This window comes from Limnohabitans sp. 2KL-3 (assembly GCF_001269405.1).
In the GTDB taxonomy this organism is placed as follows: domain Bacteria; phylum Pseudomonadota; class Gammaproteobacteria; order Burkholderiales; family Burkholderiaceae_C; genus Limnohabitans_A.
The window spans coordinates 29,242-49,219 of the sequence record NZ_CXON01000016.1 but is presented as its reverse complement, the minus strand read 5'-3'; the positions used below and the strand labels follow the sequence as shown (position 1 = coordinate 49,219).

The window sequence follows — 19,978 nt, the reverse complement described above, 5'->3', positions numbered from 1 at the left end:
TAAAGTGGCTCAATGGAAATCAAGGGGCGTCAAACGGGCTGCAGAGGCCACAAGCGGTCTTTGTCAATATCTTGGGTGCGCGCAACCCGTCAGAGCCATGGTGGCCTCGAACTCGTCGCGCATCAGGCGCAGCACATGCGCTGCACCGCGGGCGCCCGCATGGGCCAGGCCATACAGGGCAGGGCGGCCAATCAGCGCGGCATCGGCCCCCAGCGCCAGTGCTTTGAACACATCGGTGCCGCGCCGAATGCCACCATCGACCAACACCAGCGCCTGAGGGTGGTGATGGCGAACGGCTTGCACGATGCGCGGCAGCAACTCGGCCGTGGCCGGCAAGGTGTCGAGCACACGGCCGCCGTGGTTGCTGACGATCACACCTGCTGCGCCCAAATTCAGCGCTTGCACAGCGTCTTGCGGGTGGGTGATGCCCTTGAGCAGCACGGGCAGTCGGGTCTGGCCAATAAACCACTGCACATCGGCCCAAGTGGGCGCGGCATCGGCCAAGCCAGCGCACAGGCCTGTGCTGGGTTTGTTTTTGGGGTCGGAGGTCGGCCAATGCACGGCTTTCACGCCTTCGGGCAAAGGCATGCCGTGGCGGCGTTCGCGGTCTCGAACGCCGTGTACCGGGGCGTCCACCGTGAGCACCAGGGCTTCAAAACCAGCGGCTTCAACCTGTGCCAACAGCTCGCGCATGGCACCCCGGTCGGTCAGCCAGTAGAGCTGAAACCACAAGGGGCCACGTTCGGCGTCTGAGGTCACCAGCGCTGCCACGTCTTGCAAAGGCGTGCTGGTCTGGTGCGACAGAACCATGCCGCAGCCTTGCGCAACGGCGGCCAAAGCCATGCCCGATTCCGCATCGGCATGGGCCCAGCGCTGGTAAGCCATGGGGGCCACCAGCAAGGGCATTGGCCATTCGCGGCCCAGCAAGCGACAACGCGTGTGGCCACCGCGCAGGTCTTGCAACACGCGGGGCGACAAGCGCAGACTTTGCCAAGCGGCCACGTTGTGGCGCAGTGTGATTTCGTCTGCCGCACCGCCGCTGAAATAGGCCCAAGCCGCCTCGCCCAGCGCCGCTTGTGCGGCGTGTTCGTGGTCTTGCAGGGTGACGATGGGCTGGGTCATGGTGTGTGCGGGTTGCGGGTTGCGGGTTGCGGGTTCAAAGAGCAGATCAGGTGTTGGCCCACTGGCGAAGCAGCTGGTGATACACCCCGGTCAAAGCCGTGGTCTCGGGCGTTTCGCCGTGTTGTTCACGCAGCTTGAGCAGGTTCATGTCCAGATCGAACAGGATGCGGCGCTGCTCATCTGAGCGCACCATGCTCTCCACCCAGAAAAAGCAAGCTAGGCGCTGTCCGCGTGTGACGGGCGTGACCTCGTGCAAGGTGTTGCCGGGGTACAGCACGGCATGGCCTGCGGGCAGTTTGACGCGGTGCACCACGCTTTGGTCTTGCGCACTCAGCTCGCCGCCTTCGTAGTCATCGGGGTCGTTCAAAAAGACGGTGCACGACAGGTCGCAGCGCACGCGCTGGCCGTCGGCACGCAGTCGAATCGCGTTGTCAATGTGCCAGCCGTAATGCGGAAATTCAGGCGTGTAGCGGTTGATGCGGGGTGTGAACACCTTCAAAGGCAAGGCCGCTGAAAAGAAGGTGCTCGACTGGTCCAACCCACCGAGCACCCAGTGGCGAATTTGCACGGCCGCCGGGTGTTGGTGCGGCAGTTGCAGGTTGTCTTTGACCGTGCGGGCTTGCGGGCCCGCACTGTCCCGCCCGTCGGCCCAGTCGGATTCGGGCAGGGCCAGCAACAGGTCGCGGGCCCTGCGCACGGTGTCCGGGCTGAGCAATTCGGGCAGGAAACGGACCATGTGGGTGTCGTCCTCAGAATTTGTAGGACGCGGTGATTTGCGTCAAACGGCCTGCACCTGGGATGTAGTGGCCGGGGTACAACTGATCGGCATACAGCTTGTTGGTGACGTTGCTCACATTGGCTTTGAAGCTCAGGGCATCGCTGTAGGCGTATTCGGCCATCAGGTCGCCCACCACAAACGATGGCACTTCAAATTCAGAGCGAGTCGGTGTCTGACGACCACGGAAGGTCAGGCCACCACCGACACGCCACTGGCTGTTGATTTGGTATGTCGTCCAAGCGCTGCCGCTGTGCACCGGGGTCAGGGCCGGACGATCGCCTACCCGTTCGCCGGGGGTGTTTTGGCTGCATGAGCCTGTGGCAGGGCAGGGGGCAGCCTTGCTGACTTTGGCATCCGGCATCCAGGTGAAGGAGCCAAACACTTCCCAGTTTGGGGTCAAGCGACCGGCCACATCGATTTCCAGGCCAGAGGCATAACGGCTGCCCGTCAGCGTGACCACGGGCAACAAGGGGTCGGTGTTGCGCTCGTTTTTCTTGGTGGCGCGGAACAGGGCCAGGCGGGTGGTGAAGCGTTTGTCGGCCGAGTCGAGCTTGGCCCCCAACTCCCAGTTTTCCGATTGCTCGGGCGGCGTGTCCACGTTGGAGGCGCCCAGCGAGTAGGTGTCGCCCAGCGAGTAGGTGTCGCCCGAAGTGTTGAACGAGGTGCCGTAAGACAAATGGAAGGACTGCAAATCGTTCGGCTGGAACAGCACGCCTGCGCGTTTGCTCCACTCGCCCACCCTCATTTGGTAACTGGTTTTGGTGCCGTTGTCGGTGGCGTTCGTGGGGTTGCCGAATTGGTCGTAGTCACCTTTCAGGCTGTCGTAGCGCAAGCCGCCCAGCACTTTCCAGTGCGGTGCCACTTGCACAAGGTCTTGCAGGTAGGCCCCCCAGCCGGTGCTGCTGTACTGGTTGTTCACACGCAGCACGCGGGTGCTTTCATCCACCCAGGCCCCATCGTTCGGGGTGCCAATGGTGGTGGTGGGCTTGGTGATGGTCACACCGCCTTGCGCACCCGCTGTGCGGGCGGCGTACACAGTTTTATCTTCGGTGGCCAGGTCGACCCCGGCCAGCAATTCGTGTTTCAGGCCCAGTGCCTGGAACTTCTTGCTGAAATCACTTTGCACATGCAGCGTGTCCATGTCCTGAATCTTCAGGTTGTTACCCCGGTTGATGACCGTGTTGGGGCCGAAGGTGGCCAAACTGACCGCTTGCCTGTCTGGCTGGCTGGCGGCATTGGCAAACCGCACAGTGCCAGCGCGCTGATCGCGTTCGTATCGCCCCTTGCGGATTTGCGTTTTGAGTTCACTGTCGGCCGAGAATCGGTGTGTGTGACTGGCCGTTAAATGTGTGGCGCTGCCCGCGTTGTAGTCGCTGGCTGCGCCGTAATAGGCCTTGGGGTCCAGCGGCAAGACGGTGGACTCCAGCGGGGAGGCGGAGGTGCTTGGGCGAATCCAGGGCAAACCATAGTTCATGCCATTGTTGTTGTTCAGGTGGTACAAGCCAAGTTGGAACTCGTCCTTCTCGCCAATGCCCCAGCGGTAAGCCCCGGCGATGCCTTCTTTGTCCAAAGAACTGCCCGAGCCGTTGTTGTCGGCTTGGGTTTTCATCACGTTCAGGCGCAGCGCGGCGCTCTCACCCGTTTGCTTGTTGAAATCGCCCACCAGCCGCACATGTTGGTGCGAGCCCAAGGTCAAGTCCACTTGGTTTTCATCCATCAAGCGGGGTGTTTTGCTGACCTGGTTGACCGCGCCGCCCGTGGAGCCACGGCCAAACAGCATGGAGGCGGAGCCGCGCAGCACTTCCAGGCGGTCCAGGCTGAAGGTGTCGCGCTCATAAAAAGCCGGGTCGCGCACGCCGTCAACAAACACATCGCCCGTGGCCTGCAAGGAAAAGCCGCGCAAACGGATGTCTTCTTCACCCCCTTCGGCTGCCAGAAAGCTGATGCCTGCGGTGTTTTTCAACGCTTCTTTGAAGGTGTCCAGGTTGCGGTCATCCATCAGTTTTTCGGTCACCACGGTCACCGATTGCGGAATGTCGCGCAGTGCTTGTTTGCCTTTGCCGATGCGGGTTTCGGTGGTCCGAATGCTGTTCTTGCCTTCGGCGATGTCTGTTTCGGCCTTGTCCTTGACGGTCACCGTTTTGAGGGTGCTCTCTTCAGGCTTGTTTTGGGCCATGGCAGCAGGCGCGGCTGAGAGCGAACCCGCCAGCATGATGGCGGCCAGCGGCAGCAATTTGGCCGGTGGCAGGGTGTTTTGGACGTGATCGTGTCTTTGAGTCATGGTGATGCGAGTCATTGATGGGGTGAAAAAGGCAAAACGGGTTTGCCGACAAGTTCAATGGCTGGCTATCACCATCCGGGTGTCCGGTGTGAATGGCTAGCTGATGGAGACAAAGTGGGTCGCCCACGGCGACCACCGGGTGATGCCTTACTTGAAGCCAACCCGGTCCAACATTTGCTGCACCTTGATTTGGTTCATGCCCACGGCGCTGATCGGGAGCAATTCGCTTTTGAAGTTGCCGCCCGTCATGGCCTTGAGGGCCGGATTGTCAAAGCTCACGCCTTTGGCCGCGGGCCACTCGTTGTTGCCGTTGGCAAAGTGGTTTTGCGCCGAGGGGCTGGCCAGGTATTCCAGGAACTTGACCGCGTTGTCGGTGTTTTTGGCATGGCGGGCCACAGCGCCACCGGCCACGTTCATGTGGGTGCCCCAGCTGCTTTGGTTGGGGAAGACCACACCGATTTTTTCGGTCACGGCTTTGTCGGCCGCGTTGCTTGACCGCATCATGCGGGCCAGGTAATAGGTGTTGGTGACGGCCACGCCGCATTCGCCTGAGGCCACGCCTTTGATCTGGTCGGTGTCACCGCCTTTGGGGCTGCGGGCCATGTTGTCCACCAGACCTTTGAGCCAGACCTCGGTTTTGGCAGGACCCAGGTGCTCGGTCATGGCCCCAAACAGGCTCAGGTTGTAGGGGTGTGAGCCGCTGCGGATGCACAAACTGCCCTTGAGCTTGGTGTTGGCCAGCTTCTCGTAGCTGTCCACATCGCTTTTGCTGAACTTGAGCTTGTCGTACACGATCACACGAGCCCGTGTGGACAGGCCAAACCACGCCGTGCCACCGTTGTCGGCGGGTTTGGCGCGCAAATTGGCGGGAATGGCTTCTTCGAGTTTGGCCGACTTGATGGGCAAAAACAGGCCATCGACCTCGGCACGCCACAAGCGGGCCGCGTCCACCAGCAAAATCACGTCGGACGGCGAGGCTGCGCCCTCGGCCTTGAGTCGGGCGAGAATACCGGCATCGTCGGCATCGACCCGGTTGATCTTGATGCCCGTGGTTTTGGTGAAGTCGCTGTACATGACTTCATCGGTGGGGTAGTGACGGGCCGAGTAAATGTTCAATACTTTGTCTTGCGCCATGGCCGAGGTGGATGCCCACAGGCAGGCGAAGCTCAGGAGAGATTTGGACAGTTTCACGAACTTGACTTTCAATGGGTGCTGATGGTCGAGTTTATCCTAAATGCGAATGGTTATCAATAAGATTTGAGGAATTCAAGGATGTCAGAGGTAAAGATTAAAAGGCTGATCACGTTTGGGCGAAGACTGTGCTTGTGCATTGGGTTTGGTCTGTTGGTCGCGTGCAGCAGTGTGGTGCAAGGTCCCCAGACGGAAGCGGGTCGCGACCAGACCAAAGTAGAGCCGAGAGAATTGCGCTTGGGCTTGGCTTTGGGTGGAGGGGCCGCTCGGGGTTTTGCCCATGTGGGCGTGATTCAGGTGCTGGAGGAGGCGGGTTTGCGTCCGAGTTATGTCACGGGCACATCTGCAGGCAGCCTGGTGGCTGCGCTTTATGCGAGCGGCAAAACACCCGTTGAACTTGTGCGGGTGGCGGAAAGCATGCAAGAAGCCGAAATCACCGACTGGATGCTGCCCATCTTGAACCGGGGTGCATTGCGTGGAGAAGCTTTGGCCAAATATGTGAACACCCAAGTGGGAGGGCGAACGCTGGAGCAAATGAAAATTCCACTCGGGGTGGTGGCCACCGATTTGGGCAACGGGCAGGCGATCACTTTCCGTCGCGGCAATACCGGGGCGGCTGTTCGCGCATCCAGCGCTGTGCCCGGTGTGTTTCAGCCTGTGCGTTTTGGTGACAGGGAGTATGTGGACGGTGGATTGGTGTCACCGGTTCCTGTGCGGCAGGCGCGTGAATTGGGGGCGAATTTTGTGCTGGCGGTGGACATATCCAGTGATCCCATGGGCAATCCAGCCTCGGATACTTTCCAGATTTTGATGCAGACGTTCACGATCATGGGCCAAAGCATCAACACCTGGGCTTTGAAAGAGGCTGATTTTGTGGTTCGGCCAGCCTTGTCTGGCGTCAAAAGTGCTGATTTTGGGGCACGCATGAGGTCGATTGAAGCCGGTCGAGTGGCCATGCGTGAGGCACTCCCGGGTTTAAAGCAACGCTTGGCTGCATTTGAAGCCGGTCGATGATCTGAGCGCCCCGCAGCCCGAGCACTGCCTGTGTCGATGGGGGCATGATGCGCCCATAAAAAAAGGGCTGATCTTGCGATCAGCCCTCAAAGGGATCCCTGTTTCCCAGATGAAATTCAAAGAGATCCGAGGAGACAACTTGCAATGTGTGTGGCAGTCCTTTGGCAGGGCTGCCCGGTATCAGAAATTACTTTTTCTTGGCTGCTTTAGGGGCCGCTGACTGGGTCACAGAAGCCAAATTGGATTCAGCCAAATCGGTGGCTTGTTTGACCGCTTTTTGAACCGATTCAAAGGCGGTGCTGGCAGCGGTCACGGCACCCTTCATCATGGCCACGGCTTGCTCGGAGCCGGCTGGGGCGTTTTGAGCGGCAGTGTCCACCAAAGTGGCAAACTGCTTTTGAGCGGCAGCCGTTTGTGATTCGAAGGCTTTGGTGAACTCGCCACCGGTGCCAGAAGCGATGTCATACAGGTGACGGCTGTAAGCGGCTGTTTTTTCGGCCAAAGGCTGGAACAGGTTGGCTTGCATGGCCACGAGTTCTTGAGCGTCTTTCACGCTCAGGGCGGCTTGTGTGTTGTTGGCTGACTCGTCCAAGGCGGCCTTGGCTGCGCTCAGGTTCAATTCCACCAGCTTTTCAACGCCTTCGAAGGCTTTGGCGGTCAAACCAAACAGGGTTTCAACGTTGGCTTTGTGTGAGGCGACGATTTGTTCGGGTGTCATCATGAGGAGCTCCAGAGATAAGTTTGGTTTCAAGAAGACTGCGCCGTAACTGGCCGGGGCCGTACAACTTTGTTGCAGTGCAGCATGGTTTGAATTTTAGGGTTTCTACGGGCCAATGCAAGGCCATGGGCCCTCTCGTGGCTCAGTTTAGAGAGGGTTATCTAGAATCGATTTGTTCAAAATCAAACCATGCACGCTTACTACGCCGACCACTTTGTCTTGCCGCTGCCCGAAGGCCACCGATTTCCCATGCGTAAGTACAGCCGCTTGCGCGACCGGCTCACACACGACCTGCCCGGCGTGCGCATGTGCGAGGCCCCGGCCGCGAGCGACGGTGAGCTGGCGCTGGTGCACACACCCACCTACATCCAGGGCGTGGCCACGGGCAGCCTCGAGGCGGCTTTGCAGCGCGAAATCGGTTTTCCCTGGAGCCCGGCCATGGCCGAGCGGGCCCGTCGCTCGGTCGGGGCCACGGTGGCTGCCGCCCGCGATGCCTTGGCCCAGGGCGTGGCGGGCAACCTGGCGGGCGGCACGCACCATGCCTATGCACACAAGGGCGGGGGCTTTTGTGTGTTCAACGACATTGCGGTGACGGCCCGCCTGATGCAGGCCGAGGCCTGGCGGCACCACCGCCAACAGATGAAGGTGGCGGTGATCGATTTGGACGTGCACCAGGGCAATGGCACGGCGCATATTTTTGCAAGCGACCCGAGTGTGTTCACGCTGTCGCTGCACGGCGAAAAGAACTTTCCGTTTCGCAAGGAGCCGAGCGACCTGGACGTGGGCCTGCCAGACGGCTGCACCGACGAGCCCTACTTGGAGGCCTTGCACCAGGCCCTGCAATCCCTTCAAGACCGGTTCGATCCAGATCTGGTCATTTATCTGGCGGGCGCCGACCCGCACGAGGGCGACCGATTGGGCCGCCTCAAATTGACGATGGACGGCATGCAGGCGCGCGACCGGGTAGTGATGGACTGGGCTTGGCAGCGCAGGCTACCGGTGGTGCTGTGCATGGGCGGCGGCTACGGTCACGACATCGAGACTACGGTGCAGGTGCAAATGCAAACTTGGGATGTGGCTTTGAGCTACTGGCAACGCTGGCACAATCTCGGGCGATGAACACCCCCGTTTCACCCATCACCAAACCCCAAGCCGACGCCCGCAGCAGCTACAAAGCGTTTCGCGCCATCAGCACCCGCTGGATGGACAACGACGTGTACGGCCATGTGAACAACGTGGTGTATTACAGCTGGTTCGACACCGCCGTGAACGCCACGCTGATCGAGCGCGGCGTGCTCGACATCCACGCGGGCTCAACCATTGGCCTGGTGGTGGAAACCCAGTGTTTTTACTTCGCGCCGTTGGCCTTTCCGCAAACCGTTGACGCGGGCATCCGCGTGGCCAAGCTGGGCACCTCGAGCGTGCGCTACGAGGTGGGCCTGTTTGCCCAAGGCGAAGAGTTAACCGCCGCCCGGGGCCATTTTGTGCATGTGTACGTGGACCGCGAAACCCGCCGCCCCGTGCCCTTGCCGACCGCACTCAAAACATTTCTGGAGACATTGACATGAGCATTTCCCCTATCGGCCCCCAGGTCAGCACCCGCGTGAACGACCCCGCCAGCGTGGACGCGGCCATTTTGAGCCGCTTTTCCGCCCGCGCTTATTTGCCCCAAGCGGTGGATCGCAGCGTTTTGCAAGAGGTGCTGAGCGTTGCGGCACGCTCGCCCAGCGGCACCAACACCCAGCCCTGGAAGGTTTACGTGCTGCAGGGTGCCAAGCGCGACGAGCTGGTGGCCAAGACCTGCGCGGCGCATGACGCCATCAGCGCCAACCCGGCCCTGGCCGCTGACTACGCTGAGTCTTATGACTATTACCCTGAAAAATGGGTCAGCCCCTACATCGACCGCCGCCGCGAATGCGGTTTTGGCCTGTATGGCGTGCTGGGCATTGGCAAGGGCGACAAGGGCATGATGCACGCCCAGCACCAAAAGAACTTCCGCTTTTTTGATGCGCCCGTGGGCCTGATCTTCACCATCGACAAAGTCATGGGCCGGGGCAGCTTGCTCGACTACGGCATGTTCTTGCAAAGCATCATGGTGGCCGCCCGCTCGCGTGGCCTGCACACCTGCCCGCAAGCGGCGTGGAACGGTTTTTCCAAAATCATCTTGCCGCTGGTCGGCGCGGGTGAGAACGAAATGGTGGTCTGCGGCATGTCGCTGGGCTATGCCGACGAGTCGGCTTTGGTCAACACCTTCCAGACCACCCGCGTGCCGGCCCAAGACTTCACCCATTGGGTGGACTGACTTTTTATCTCAACGCGTTTTTTTAAAGACAAGGGCCTGGTTTGGGATTCGAAGCACTGGCGCTGCAGCTGCTCAATGGCCTGAGCCACGCCACCACCTTGTTTTTGATGGCCTCCGGGTTGACGCTGATTTTTGGCGTCACCCGGATCGTCAATTTCGCGCATGGCAGCTTCTTCATGCTGGGCGCTTTGTGGTCGGCGCACGCGGTGACGAACTGGTGGCCCGACATGGCGGGCAGCGCTTGGGGTTATGGCGCGGTCATTTTGATGGGGGCGTGTGTGTCCGCCTTGATGGGGGCCGTGACCTAGGTGCTTTGGCTCAAGCGCATGCGCCATGCGCCGCAGCTTTACCAACTGGTGGCCACCTTTGGGCTGACGCTGGCGCTGCACGATGCGATGCGCTGGTACTTTGGGCCGGAAGAGGTGTTTGCACCCCGTTTTCCGGGCCTCAAGGGCGCGATTCAGCTGGCCGAGTCGTATTTCCCGAATTGGCAACTCTTCACCTTGGTGTTGGGCCCGCTGGTCTGGCTGGGCCTGCACCTCTTGCTCACCCGCACGCTGTGGGGCCAGCGCGTGAAAGCCGCCACACAAGACCGCGACATGCTGGCTGCAATGGGCGTCAACCCCGCGCCGCTCATGCTGGGCGTGGTGATGCTGGGCTGCGGCTTGGCGGGCTTGGCCGGGGCGCTGCAATTGCCGCGCGAGCCCGCGCATTTGCAGATGGACGTGAACGTGGTGGTCGAGACCTTTGTGGTGGTGGTCACCGGGGGCTTGGGCAGCATTGGCGGGGCTTTTGTGGCGGCGGTGCTGATTGGCGTGATCCATGCGCTGGGCCTGAGCTTTATCCCGCAAGCGACTTTGGTGCTGGTGTTTTTGACCATGGCCGTGGTGCTGGTTTGGCGGCCTCAGGGTCTGGCCGGGTCGGCCGCCCATGCCGAGCAACGCGAAAGCGTGCCGGTGTTTGCGCTGTGGCCTGTAGCGGGCTGGGGCCGGGCTGTGTTTGTGGCTGTGTTTGTGGGCTTGACGCTGCTGGCTTGGGGGCAGGGCGATTATGGCCGCAGCCTGGCCGAAGACGTGATGGTGATGATGCTGTTTGGCCTGAGCCCGCAGTGGATGATGGCTTTGGGCGGTCTGGTGAGCTTTGGCCATGCGGCGTTTTTTGCGCTGGGTGCTTATGGCGCGGCGTTGACGCACCTGCACTGGGGCGCGGGTTTGTTTGCCGCTTTGGCCGCTGGCATGGCGCTGGCCCTGGCAGTGGCCTTGGCCTTTGGCGCCTTGGTGGTGCGCAGCAGCGGTGTGTACCTGGCCATGCTGTCGCTGGCGCTGGCGCAAATGATTTGGGCGGGGGCCACGCAATGGGTGGGGCTCACGGGGGGCGACAACGGCCTGATCGGCCTGCGTTTGATCGCCCCCGAGTCGCGTGCGCTGTGGGACGCCGCGCTGTGCGTCTTCATGCTGTTGGCCATCGTCGGCATGGCACGCGTGGCCCGCTCCAGCCGAGGTGCGGCTTTGCAGGCTGTGCGCGATGCGCCGCTGCGCGCAGCGGCCAGCGGTTTGCCGGTGCAGGTTTTGCGCTACCAGGTGTTTGTCGGCAGTGCCACTTTGGCGGGTTTGGCTGGGGGCTTGTGGGCGGCATTCAAAGGGGCGGTGTTTCCATCGGTGGCCTCGGTGGCCATGTCGGTAGACGCTTTGCTGGTTATTTTGTTAGGCGGGGTGCACCAGCTGTGGGGCTCGGCCGTGGGCAGTGCGCTCTTGGTGTGGGGCGGGGCCGAGCTGGGGCAGGGCCTGGATTATTGGCGCGGGGTGTTGGGCCTGGTGATCATGCTCGTGATGGTGCTGGCCCCCAGTGGCGTGCTGGGTGGGCTGCAGATGCTGTTGGCCCGCTTTGCTTCCAAGAGGAGCCGCACATGAGCCGTGGAACAGTTTTGCAGGTCAGCGGTCTGGCCAAGCATTTTGGCGGTGTGCGGGCGCTGGACGGTGTGGATTTTGAAGTGCCCGCAGGCCAGTGTGTGGCCCTGATCGGCCCCAACGGCGCGGGCAAGTCGACCTGTTTTGCCTGCTTGGCTGGCCAGCAGGTGCCCACCGCGGGTGAGGTGCTGTGGCAAGGCCAGTCGCTTTTGGGCAAACCGCCCGCAGAGCGCCAGCGCCTGGGCGTGGCCCGCACCTTCCAGGTGGCGCAAACCTTTGAGGCGCTCACGGTGCTGCAAAACATTCAATTGGTGCTGCGCGGTGCAGCGCCACTGGCCTGGTGGGACCGGCTGGACCGCCGTCAACCCGAGCGGGCGCTGCGCCTGGCCGCGCAAGCGGGCTTGAAAGCCCAGGCCCAAGCCACCGTGGCCGATTTGCCTTATGGCGCGAAAAAACGCCTGGAGCTGGCCATGGCGCTGGCGGGCTTGCCGGACGCGGTGCCTGGCTCCGGGGCAGACCAAGGTGCACACTCAGCCCCGTCATTGCTGCTGCTGGACGAACCTGCTGCCGGGCTGGCGCTTGCCGAGCGGGCCGACATGATGGCGTTGGTCCGCCAGGTGGCCTCGCAAGGCGTGACGGTGCTCTACACCGAGCACAACATGGACGCCGTATTCGGCGTGGCAGACAGGGTGCTGGTGCTGATGCAAGGCCGCCTGGTGGCCGACGGCCTGCCCGAAGCGGTGGCGCAAGACCCGCAGGTGCGCGAGCGCTACCTGGGGCTCGACTTCGACGTGAAAGGCCTGCGCGATGCTCAAGGTTGAAGGCCTGAACGCCTGGTATGGCCAAGCCCAGGCCTTGTTCGACGTGAGTTTGTCGGTGGGCGAGGGCGAGCTGGTCGTCATTCAGGGCCTGAACGGCGCGGGCAAATCCACCCTGCTGCAAAGCCTGATCGGCATTGGCCCCCGGGCACAAGGCCGCATCACCTGGCAAAACGAACCCATCCAAACCTGGCCTGCGCACCGGCGCGCCCGGGCAGGCTTGGGTTTTGTGGCCGAGGACCGGCGCTTGTTCACCGGCTTGTCCGTGAAAGAAAACCTCTGGATCGCCGCACCCTCGGGTTCAAGCGCTCAAGCCACGCCCGCACAGCGCTTTGAGCGCGTGATGGCTTTGTTTCCCCAGCTGCAAACCATGCTGCACCGCCCGGCCAGCCAAATGAGCGGGGGCGAGCAACAAATGCTGGCGCTGGCCCGCACCCTGATGACCGGCCCGCGCCTTTTGCTGCTGGACGAGCCTTGTGAGGGCATCGCCCCAGTGTTGGTGGCGGCCATGCGAGAGGCGCTGCTTCAACTGGCCCGCGAAGGCGTGGCCATGCTGGTGGCCGAGCAGAACAACATCCTGGCCCGGCACGCGCAGCGGGTGCTGGTGCTGACCAGCGGGCGCATCGACTCGGCGGCATGAGCCCCGCTTGACGGGGCAGGGCATCCTTTACACTGCCCCACCACAAGGAGCGGCATCAGCTGCCAGAGACAACACACCATGATCATCACCAGCCTGCTTGACACCGACCTGTACAAATTCACCATGATGCAGGTCGTGCTGCACCAGTTTCCGGGGGCGCAGGTCGAATACAAGTTCAAGTGCCGCAACCCGGGCGTGCCTTTGGCTTTGTATGTCGATGAAATTCGGCAAGAAATCTGTTCCTTGTGCAGCTTGAGCTTCAAGGAGGCTGAGCTTCAATACCTCCGGTCGCTGCGGTTCATCAAAAGCGACTTTGTCGATTTTTTGGCCCTGTTCAAACTCAATGAAAAATACATCGAGGTCTTGCCCCTGCCTTCGGGTGAGATCGATGTCTCGATTCGTGGGCCTTGGCTGCACACCATCTTGTTTGAAATTCCCGTGCTGGCCATCGTCAACGAGGTCTATTTTCGCAACACCCAAAAGGTGCCTGACCTGATGGAGGGTCGACGCCGTTTGGAGACGAAGATCAACCAACTGCATGCACCGGGTCTGGAGACGCTCAAGATCGCCGACTACGGCACCCGTCGCCGCTTTTCTCGCGCTTGGCACGAAGAGGTTTTGCGTGTCATGGCAGCCCGTTTGGGCACTGGGCCCGATGGGCAATTTGCGGGCACCAGCAATGTCTACTACGCTTACCTGCTCAAAATGACGCCCTTGGGCACCATGGCCCATGAATACCTGCAAGCCGCACAGGCGCTGGGTCCACGCTTGCGAGACAGCCAAGTCTTTGCTTTTGAGTCATGGGCCAAAGAGTACCGGGGTGATCTGGGCATTGCCCTGAGCGATGTGTATGGGTTTAACGCTTTTTTGCGCGATTTTGATTTGTATTTTTGCAAGTTGTTTGATGGTGCTCGCCATGACAGTGGTGACCCGTTCAGCTGGGGCGAGCGCATGATTGCGCACTACCAGCAAAACCGGGTCGACCCTAAAACCAAGACACTGATTTACAGCGATGGCTTGACCATTCCCCGAACCATCGAATTGTTTGAGCAATTCAGAGGACGGTGCCAACTCGCTTTTGGCGTGGGCACCAACCTGACCAACGATCTGGGCTATGAACCTCTGCAAATTGTCATCAAAATGACCCGTTGTAACGGTCAGCCTGTGGCCAAATTGTCGGATTCACCGGGCAAAGGCATGTGTGACGACGAAAAGTATTTGGCCTATTTGCGCCAAGTGTTCGAGATCAACCCCATCAACTGACCGACACTCGCAGGCCGTTAACATAGCGCACCAATTCACAGGAGATTTTCATCATGAAGCGATGGGGTAAGCGGTGGACCGCGTGGCTGGCTATGCCGCTGTTGTTGTTGTCCGGAGGGGCTTTTGCTGCCGACTTTGATGGCGCTCAGTTGTCGGTGATGTGGGGCGTGCCATTCGCAGGCATTTTGTTGTCGATTGCCTTGATGCCTTTGCTTTTGCCGAATTTTTGGCACCACCATTACGGCAAAGTCGCCGCCGCTTGGGGCTTGGCATTTCTTGTGCCTTTTGCCATGGTGTTTGGTCCTGCTGCAGCAGGCGCGAACACGGTGCACGCCCTGTTTGCCGAATACATCCCTTTCATCATCTTGCTCACGGCCTTGTTCACGGTGTCGGGCGGCATTTTCATCCGTGGCAATTTGCACGGCAGCCCAGGCCTGAACACCGCCATCTTGGGGATTGGGGCCGTGCTGGCCAGTTTCATGGGCACCACAGGTGCATCCATGCTGTTGATCCGGCCCCTCATCCGCGCCAACGACAACCGCAAGCATGTGGCCCATGTTGTGGTGTTTTTCATCTTCATCGTCTCTAACGCAGGCGGCTCCTTGACGCCTTTGGGTGATCCCCCCTTGTTTTTGGGTTTCTTGAAGGGTGTAGACTTTTTCTGGACCGTTAAAACTATTTTCCCCGAGACACTGTTCTTGGTGGGCAGCTTGCTCGCCATCTTCTTTGCGCTGGACTCCTGGTACTACCACCGCCGTGAAGAGGTGTTGCCGCAAGATCCAACACCAGACTCGAAAGCGATTGGTTTTGATGGGGCCATCAACTTCTGGCTGCTGGCAGCCGTTGTAGGCTTGGTGCTGATGAGCGGTTTCTGGAAGTCGCCCGTGTCTTTCAACATCTACGGCACCGAAGTCGGTTTGCCGGGCGTTTTGCGCGATCTGGGTCTGGTGGCCTTGACCATTTTGTCGCTCAAGATCACACCCGCCAAGGTGCATGCGGACAACCAATTCGGTTGGGCACCCATGGCCGAAGTGGCCAAGTTGTTTGCTGGTATCTTCCTGACCATCATCCCGGTCATCGCCATGCTCAAGGCGGGAGTCAACGGCCCATTTGGTGCGGTGGTTCAAGCAGTGACCCAGCCCGACGGCAGTCCCGACGTGATGATGTACTTCTGGATCACGGGCGCTTTGAGTTCATTCCTCGACAACGCCCCCACTTATTTGGTGTTCTTCAACACCGCAGGCGGTGACCCGCAGGTGCTGATGACCACCTTGGCCCCGACGCTGGCCGCCATTTCGGCCGGTGCCGTGTTTATGGGCGCCAACACCTACATCGGCAATGCGCCCAATTTGATGGTCAAGGCCATCGCCGAAGACCGTGGCGTGAAAATGCCCAGCTTCTTTGGTTACATGTTGTGGTCGGGCGCTGTCCTGATTCCGTTGTTCGTTGTCATGAGTTTCATCTGGTTCAAGTGATGTCCAAACCTTCCATTTTGGTGGCCCGAGCCATCTTCCCCGAGGTCCTGCAGTCTTTGGCGCAGGTGTTTGAAGTCGAGAGCAACCAGGCCGACGAGGTTTGGTCTGCCGAAGAGCTGACCCGCCGCATGCAAGGCAAAGTGGGCGCATTGACCACCGGCAGCGAGCGCATCGACGTGGCGCTGCTGCAGGCCAATCCGCAGCTGCGCATCGTGGCCAATATGGCCGTGGGCTTCAACAACTTTGACGTGCCCGCCATGACCGCTGCGGGTGTGCAGGCCAGCAACACGCCCGATGTGCTGACCGAAACCACAGCCGATTTTGGCTTTGCCCTGCTCATGGCCACGGCCCGCCGCGTGACCGAGAGCGAGCACTATTTGCGTGCCGGTTTGTGGAAAAAGTGGAGCTACGACATGTTTGCCGGGGCCGAGGTGCATGGCTCGACCATCGGCATCATCGGCATGGGCCGCATCGGCCAGGGCATTGCCCGCCGCGCCGCGCATGGCTTTGGCATGAACGTGATCTATCACAACCGCAGCCGCTTGAGCGCCGAGCTCGAAGCCGAGTGCAAGGCCACTTATGTGTCGAAGCCAGAACTGCTGCAGACCGCTGACCATGTGATGCTGGTCGTGCCTTACAGCGCCGAGTCTCACCACACCATTGGCGCGGCCGAACTGGCGCAGATGAAGCCGACCGCTACCTTGGTCAACATCGCACGCGGTGGCATTGTGGACGACGCGGCGCTCGCCAAGGCTTTGGCAGCGGGCCAAATTGCCGCAGCCGGTTTGGATGTGTTCGAGGGCGAGCCTGCAGTGCACCCTGATTTGTTGACCGTCCCCAATGTGGTGCTCACGCCCCACATTGCCAGCAGCACGGTCAAAACCCGCAAGGCCATGGCGCAGTTGGCAGCTGACAACCTGGTGGCTTACCTGACCCGTGGTCAAGCCCTGACACCGCTGAACTCCGTGCCCGGCTCAGCTGCATGAGTGAATGGCTGTGGCTGGTCCTGGCCGGGTTGAACCTGCTGGGTTTGGTGCTGTTGCTGCTGCGCTCACGGGCGTCGCCCGAGGCACAGGCCAAGCAAGCTGCTGGCCAGGCCGCCGAGCAAGCCGCCTGGCTTCAACATCAGTTTGCAGCTCTGCAGGCCCAAACCGAGCGTTTGGAGCGCGAACTGCGCAGCGAAATCAGCCAGTCTGGTGTGCAAGGCCGACAAGAGGCCATGCACACCCTCACGCTGTTCCAGCAATCGCTGCTGCAGCAAAGCGCCGAAGCGACCCGCACCCAAAACCAGCAAATTGACGCGCTGGCCCAACAGCTGGCCTTGCTGCAAAAAAGCCTGACCGACAGCCTGGCCCAGCAGGTCAATGCACTGTCTGAGGCGAATGCCCGACGCCTGACCGAAATGCGCGGCACCATGGAAACCCAGCTGTCGCAGTTGCAGCAAAGCAATGCCGCCAAGCTCGATGAAATGCGCCAGACGGTGGACGAAAAACTCCAGGCCACCTTGCAAGCCCGTTTGGGCGAGAGCTTCAAACAGGTGGCGGAGCGTCTGGAGCAGGTGCACAAAGGCCTGGGCGAAATGCACACCCTGGCGCAAGGCGTGGGCGACCTCAAGCACCTGCTGACCAACGTCAAGACCCGAGGCATGTTCGGTGAGGCACAACTGGCCTCGTTGCTCGAACAAGTCCTCACGCCCGAGCAATACGCTGTGCAGGTGGCCACGCGGCCTGGCGACAAAAACCGGGTGGACTTTGCGATTCGCTTGCCTGGCCGGTCTGAAAGCGGCCAGCCGGTGTGGTTGCCGATTGACGCCAAGTTTCCCAACGACGACTACGAGCGCCTGCTCGAGGCCCAAGGCCGAGCTGACCCGGTGCAGGCCGAGCTGTGCGCCAAGGCGTTGGAAAATCGCATCAAACTCGAAGCCAAGTCGATTGCCGAAAAGTACCTGGAGCCGCCGCACACCACCGACTTTGCGGTCATGTTCTTGCCCACCGAGGGCCTGTACGCCGAGGTGCTGCGCCGCCCAGGCCTCATGGAAACCTTGCAGCGCGACCACCGCGTGACATTGGCCGGCCCCACCAACCTGATGGCCATGCTGAACGCTTTGCAAATGGGTTTTCGAACTCTGGCGCTTGAAAAACGCTCCAGCGAGGTCTGGCAGGTGCTGGGTGCGGTCAAGACCGAGTTTGGCAAGTTTGGCGATGTGCTGACCAAGGTGCGCAACCAGACCCAGACGGTGCTCAACACATTGGACCAAGCACAAACCCGAAGTAACGTCATGAGCCGCGCTCTGCGCCAGGTGGATGCGCTGCCCGAGCTGCAAGCGCAAGCACTTTTGCCCAGCGGGCCGGATTTCGCGCAAGAGGAGAACAAGTGAGCCCTGATCTGGCCCGGCTGATTGCGGGTCAGATGTTTTTGCACGCGTGCATGGCGGGCACGCGCATGGCCATCCCCCTTTTGGCCCTCAACCAGGGTTTCAGTGCCGTGGCGGTGGGCGCACTGTTGGCCTTGTTTGCGTTTTCCCCCATGTTATTGGCGCTGCCTGCAGGCCGTTACAGCGACCGTCGGGGTTTGCAAAAAATCATGCGCATCAGCGTTGTCCTGGCGGCATCGGGTGTGCTGCTGTCGGCACTGTGGCCCAACTTTGCGGTGATGTGCCTGAGCGCTTTGGCCGCAGGCGGTGCCACCGGCATGGCCGTGATCGCCTTGCAACGCCATGTGGGCCGCATGGCCAAAGACCCGGCCGCACTCAAGGTGGCCTTCAGTTGGTTGTCGCTGGGGCCTGCAGTGTCCAATTTTGTGGGCCCGGTGTTGGCGGGTTTGTTGATTGACTATGCCGGACCCGAGGCGGGGCACGTTTCGGGCTTCAGATGGGCATTCTTGCTGATGGCCGTGTTTCCGCTGTTCACATGGTTTTGGGTGCGCCCAGTGCCTGAGCTGCCTCTTTCACCCGAACTCGCCCATGACAAACCTCGACGTGCGCTGGATTTGCTGGCCGAGCCCATGATGCGGCGTTTGCTGGGGGTCAATTGGTTGCTGTCTTCGTGCTGGGATGTGCACACCTTTGTGGTGCCTGTGTTGGGGCACGAGCGCGGTTACAGCGCTTCTGTGGTGGGCTCCATTCTGGGTTCATTTGCTTTGGCTGCAGCCTTCATAAGGGTGTGTTTGCCTTTCATCTCGCGCCACGTCAAAGAACACCAAATCATCACGGGCGCGATGGTGTGCACGGCCTTGCTGTTTGCGGTGTACCCCCTGATGCCCACTGCCGTGGCCATGGGGGTGTGCTCGGTGTTGCTGGGTTTGGTGTTGGGGACGGTGCAGCCCATGATCATGAGCACTTTGCACCAAATCACCCCGGCACACCGTCAGGGCGAGGCGCTGGGTTTGCGTCTCATGAGCATCAACGCCTCGAGTGTGCTGATGCCCATGCTCTTTGGCGCGGCGGGTGCCATTGCGGGGGTGGCACCCGTGTTTTGGGTGGTGGGAGTCGCCGTGGGCATGGGCTCTCGCGCTGCTTGGGGTTTGCGCCCAAGCCATGCCTCCAAGCATCATGAAACTTTGAGTTGATAAAACTCGCAAATGGCCTGCCAGGCGGCTTCTGGTGTGTCCACGTAACGAAACAAATTCAGGTCATTTGCTGAAATCATGCCTTGTTCGACCAGCAAGTCCATGTTGATCAGGCGTTGCCAGTAGTCACTGCCAAAAAGCAAAATGGGGACCTGCCGGGCTTTGCGGGTTTGCACCAGGGTCATCACTTCAAACAGTTCGTCGAGTGTGCCAAAACCTCCGGGAAAGGCCACCAGCGCTTTGGCACGCATCATGAAATGCATTTTTCGCAGCGCAAAGTAATGGAACTTGAAGCTCAGATCGGGCGTGACATAGGGGTTGGGTGTCTGCTCATGCGGCAGGGAAATGTTGAGTGCCACCGACATGGCACCCGCTTCCGTGGCACCTCGGTTGGCCGCTTCCATGATGCCTGGTCCGCCTCCAGTGCAAATGAAAAGCTTTTCGTCATCAGGCAAGCAGGCACACGAGTGGGCCACACTTTGGGCAAAGACCCGCGCGTTTTCGTAATGTTCAGCGTTGCGCAGCATGACCTGGGCCGCTTTGATTTTTTCGGCTTGTTCACTCAGCAGGGCTGATTTCAGTTGTGCCTGAGCCGTCTCGCGGTCGGTGAATCGCGCACTTCCAAACACCACCACCGTGTGTTCGATGCCCGCTTCGGCTTGAGCCAGGTCTGGTTTGAGGAGTTCGAGTTGAAGCCGAATCCCACGGGTTTCTCGCCGAAGCATGAATTCTGGATCGGCAAAGGCCAATCGATGGGCTTGGGGTTCTAACCAGTGGGTGTTTTGGTCTTCGGCATGAAGGTCCGCCCAAGCGTGAGGCAAGACCGGTTGTTTGAGTTTGGGTGTGCTGTGCATGGTGACGATTGTGCATGCGCATCAAGTCGCACCTGATCGTGCAATGTT

General features: G+C 60.6%; 19 protein-coding genes. 13 read left to right on the top strand and 6 right to left on the bottom strand.

Annotated elements, in window-relative coordinates:
* Positions 1–63: 63 nt before the first annotated feature.
* From AMM41_RS16635 to AMM41_RS16620, 4 genes are all read right to left on the bottom strand, one after another.
* Positions 64–1,122 carry an alpha-hydroxy acid oxidase gene (locus tag AMM41_RS16635; protein WP_089961628.1) on the bottom strand — a complete coding sequence of 353 codons (1,059 nt, stop codon included), beginning with the start codon at positions 1,120–1,122 and terminating at the stop codon, positions 64–66.
* A 46-nt stretch (positions 1,123–1,168) separates the two neighbouring features.
* Positions 1,169–1,858 (bottom strand): Fe2+-dependent dioxygenase, encoded by a 690-nt coding sequence (locus AMM41_RS16630; protein ID WP_089961624.1) that lies wholly within the window; start codon positions 1,856–1,858, stop codon positions 1,169–1,171.
* A gap of 13 nt (positions 1,859–1,871) precedes the next feature.
* On the bottom strand, positions 1,872–4,181 hold the full coding sequence (locus tag AMM41_RS16625; RefSeq protein WP_089961836.1) for a TonB-dependent receptor: 2,310 nt from the start codon (positions 4,179–4,181) through the stop codon (positions 1,872–1,874).
* A 147-nt stretch (positions 4,182–4,328) separates the two neighbouring features.
* A complete protein-coding gene (locus AMM41_RS16620; protein ID WP_089961833.1) occupies positions 4,329–5,315 on the bottom strand; it encodes an extracellular solute-binding protein in 987 nt (328 codons plus the stop codon).
* Positions 5,316–5,546: 231 nt separating this feature from the next.
* Here AMM41_RS16620 and AMM41_RS16615 point away from each other — a divergent pair, with 231 nt between their 5' ends.
* Complete coding sequence (locus AMM41_RS16615; protein WP_228769329.1) at positions 5,547–6,386, top strand: patatin-like phospholipase family protein; 840 nt, start codon at positions 5,547–5,549, stop codon at positions 6,384–6,386.
* A gap of 187 nt (positions 6,387–6,573) precedes the next feature.
* On the opposite strand, the gene AMM41_RS16610 is transcribed toward AMM41_RS16615, so the two are convergent.
* Positions 6,574–7,107, bottom strand: coding sequence for a phasin family protein (locus AMM41_RS16610; protein ID WP_089961617.1), 534 nt, complete (start codon positions 7,105–7,107; stop codon positions 6,574–6,576).
* Positions 7,108–7,293: 186 nt separating this feature from the next.
* Between AMM41_RS16610 and AMM41_RS16605 the strand changes: the two genes are divergently transcribed.
* The 12 genes from AMM41_RS16605 to AMM41_RS16555 all read left to right on the top strand — a co-directional run bounded on the left by AMM41_RS16605 (position 7,294) and on the right by AMM41_RS16555 (position 19,076).
* Positions 7,294–8,223, top strand: a complete 930-nt coding sequence (locus AMM41_RS16605) for a histone deacetylase family protein (protein ID WP_089961613.1) — start codon at positions 7,294–7,296, stop codon at positions 8,221–8,223.
* On the top strand, positions 8,220–8,672 hold the full coding sequence (locus AMM41_RS16600; protein ID WP_089961610.1) for an acyl-CoA thioesterase: 453 nt from the start codon (positions 8,220–8,222) through the stop codon (positions 8,670–8,672). Before AMM41_RS16605 ends, AMM41_RS16600 begins: the two co-directional genes overlap by 4 nt.
* Positions 8,669–9,406 carry a nitroreductase gene (locus tag AMM41_RS16595; RefSeq protein ID WP_089961607.1) on the top strand — a complete coding sequence of 246 codons (738 nt, stop codon included), beginning with the start codon at positions 8,669–8,671 and terminating at the stop codon, positions 9,404–9,406. Before AMM41_RS16600 ends, AMM41_RS16595 begins: the two co-directional genes overlap by 4 nt.
* 41 nt (positions 9,407–9,447) lie before the next feature.
* The gene (locus tag AMM41_RS22300; RefSeq protein WP_228769326.1) at positions 9,448–9,714 is read left to right on the top strand and encodes an ABC transporter permease subunit; all 267 of its coding nucleotides are present in this window, start codon (positions 9,448–9,450) and stop codon (positions 9,712–9,714) included.
* Entirely contained in the window at positions 9,715–11,316 is a 1,602-nt protein-coding gene (locus AMM41_RS16590; protein ID WP_228769325.1) for an ABC transporter permease, read from the top strand. It abuts the gene before it with no gap.
* Positions 11,313–12,134: an ABC transporter ATP-binding protein gene (locus AMM41_RS16585; RefSeq protein WP_089961604.1), complete on the top strand. Its 822-nt coding sequence runs from the start codon at positions 11,313–11,315 to the stop codon at positions 12,132–12,134. Before AMM41_RS16590 ends, AMM41_RS16585 begins: the two co-directional genes overlap by 4 nt.
* Positions 12,121–12,771 (top strand): ABC transporter ATP-binding protein, encoded by a 651-nt coding sequence (locus AMM41_RS16580; protein WP_089961600.1) that lies wholly within the window; start codon positions 12,121–12,123, stop codon positions 12,769–12,771. The genes AMM41_RS16585 and AMM41_RS16580 overlap by 14 nt, the downstream gene beginning before the upstream one ends.
* Before the next feature lie 78 nt (positions 12,772–12,849).
* Positions 12,850–14,034: a nicotinate phosphoribosyltransferase gene (gene pncB, locus AMM41_RS16575; protein WP_089961596.1), complete on the top strand. Its 1,185-nt coding sequence runs from the start codon at positions 12,850–12,852 to the stop codon at positions 14,032–14,034.
* Between the two features lie 92 nt (positions 14,035–14,126).
* Complete coding sequence (locus AMM41_RS16570; protein WP_089961829.1) at positions 14,127–15,509, top strand: sodium:proton antiporter; 1,383 nt, start codon at positions 14,127–14,129, stop codon at positions 15,507–15,509.
* Positions 15,509–16,495: a 2-hydroxyacid dehydrogenase gene (locus AMM41_RS16565; RefSeq protein WP_089961591.1), complete on the top strand. Its 987-nt coding sequence runs from the start codon at positions 15,509–15,511 to the stop codon at positions 16,493–16,495. Before AMM41_RS16570 ends, AMM41_RS16565 begins: the two co-directional genes overlap by 1 nt.
* On the top strand, positions 16,492–17,886 hold the full coding sequence (locus tag AMM41_RS16560; protein WP_089961587.1) for a DNA recombination protein RmuC: 1,395 nt from the start codon (positions 16,492–16,494) through the stop codon (positions 17,884–17,886). The genes AMM41_RS16565 and AMM41_RS16560 overlap by 4 nt, the downstream gene beginning before the upstream one ends.
* The gene (locus AMM41_RS16555; RefSeq protein ID WP_089961584.1) at positions 17,883–19,076 is read left to right on the top strand and encodes an MFS transporter; all 1,194 of its coding nucleotides are present in this window, start codon (positions 17,883–17,885) and stop codon (positions 19,074–19,076) included. Before AMM41_RS16560 ends, AMM41_RS16555 begins: the two co-directional genes overlap by 4 nt.
* Here the strand turns inward: AMM41_RS16555 and AMM41_RS16550 are convergent.
* On the bottom strand, positions 19,058–19,930 hold the full coding sequence (locus AMM41_RS16550; RefSeq protein ID WP_089961580.1) for an LOG family protein: 873 nt from the start codon (positions 19,928–19,930) through the stop codon (positions 19,058–19,060). The genes AMM41_RS16555 and AMM41_RS16550 overlap by 19 nt on opposite strands.
* Positions 19,931–19,978: the final 48 nt, after the last annotated feature.

What these genes read in the sequence shown, in the direction of transcription:
- AMM41_RS16635 (WP_089961628.1), bottom strand. Translation starts at nt 1,122, where the DNA reads ATGACCCAGCCCATCGTCACCCTGCAAGACCACGAACACGCCGCACAA.
- AMM41_RS16630 (WP_089961624.1), bottom strand. Translation starts at nt 1,858, where the DNA reads ATGGTCCGTTTCCTGCCCGAATTGCTCAGCCCGGACACCGTGCGCAGG.
- AMM41_RS16625 (WP_089961836.1), bottom strand. Translation starts at nt 4,181, where the DNA reads ATGACTCAAAGACACGATCACGTCCAAAACACCCTGCCACCGGCCAAA.
- AMM41_RS16620 (WP_089961833.1), bottom strand. Translation starts at nt 5,315, where the DNA reads ATGGCGCAAGACAAAGTATTGAACATTTACTCGGCCCGTCACTACCCC.
- AMM41_RS16610 (WP_089961617.1), bottom strand. Translation starts at nt 7,107, where the DNA reads ATGATGACACCCGAACAAATCGTCGCCTCACACAAAGCCAACGTTGAA.
- AMM41_RS16605 (WP_089961613.1), top strand. Translation starts at nt 7,294, where the DNA reads ATGCACGCTTACTACGCCGACCACTTTGTCTTGCCGCTGCCCGAAGGC.
- AMM41_RS16600 (WP_089961610.1), top strand. Translation starts at nt 8,220, where the DNA reads ATGAACACCCCCGTTTCACCCATCACCAAACCCCAAGCCGACGCCCGC.
- AMM41_RS16595 (WP_089961607.1), top strand. Translation starts at nt 8,669, where the DNA reads ATGAGCATTTCCCCTATCGGCCCCCAGGTCAGCACCCGCGTGAACGAC.
- AMM41_RS16585 (WP_089961604.1), top strand. Translation starts at nt 11,313, where the DNA reads ATGAGCCGTGGAACAGTTTTGCAGGTCAGCGGTCTGGCCAAGCATTTT.
- AMM41_RS16580 (WP_089961600.1), top strand. Translation starts at nt 12,121, where the DNA reads ATGCTCAAGGTTGAAGGCCTGAACGCCTGGTATGGCCAAGCCCAGGCC.
- pncB (WP_089961596.1), top strand. Translation starts at nt 12,850, where the DNA reads ATGATCATCACCAGCCTGCTTGACACCGACCTGTACAAATTCACCATG.
- AMM41_RS16570 (WP_089961829.1), top strand. Translation starts at nt 14,127, where the DNA reads ATGCCGCTGTTGTTGTTGTCCGGAGGGGCTTTTGCTGCCGACTTTGAT.
- AMM41_RS16565 (WP_089961591.1), top strand. Translation starts at nt 15,509, where the DNA reads ATGTCCAAACCTTCCATTTTGGTGGCCCGAGCCATCTTCCCCGAGGTC.
- AMM41_RS16560 (WP_089961587.1), top strand. Translation starts at nt 16,492, where the DNA reads ATGAGTGAATGGCTGTGGCTGGTCCTGGCCGGGTTGAACCTGCTGGGT.
- AMM41_RS16550 (WP_089961580.1), bottom strand. Translation starts at nt 19,930, where the DNA reads ATGCACAGCACACCCAAACTCAAACAACCGGTCTTGCCTCACGCTTGG.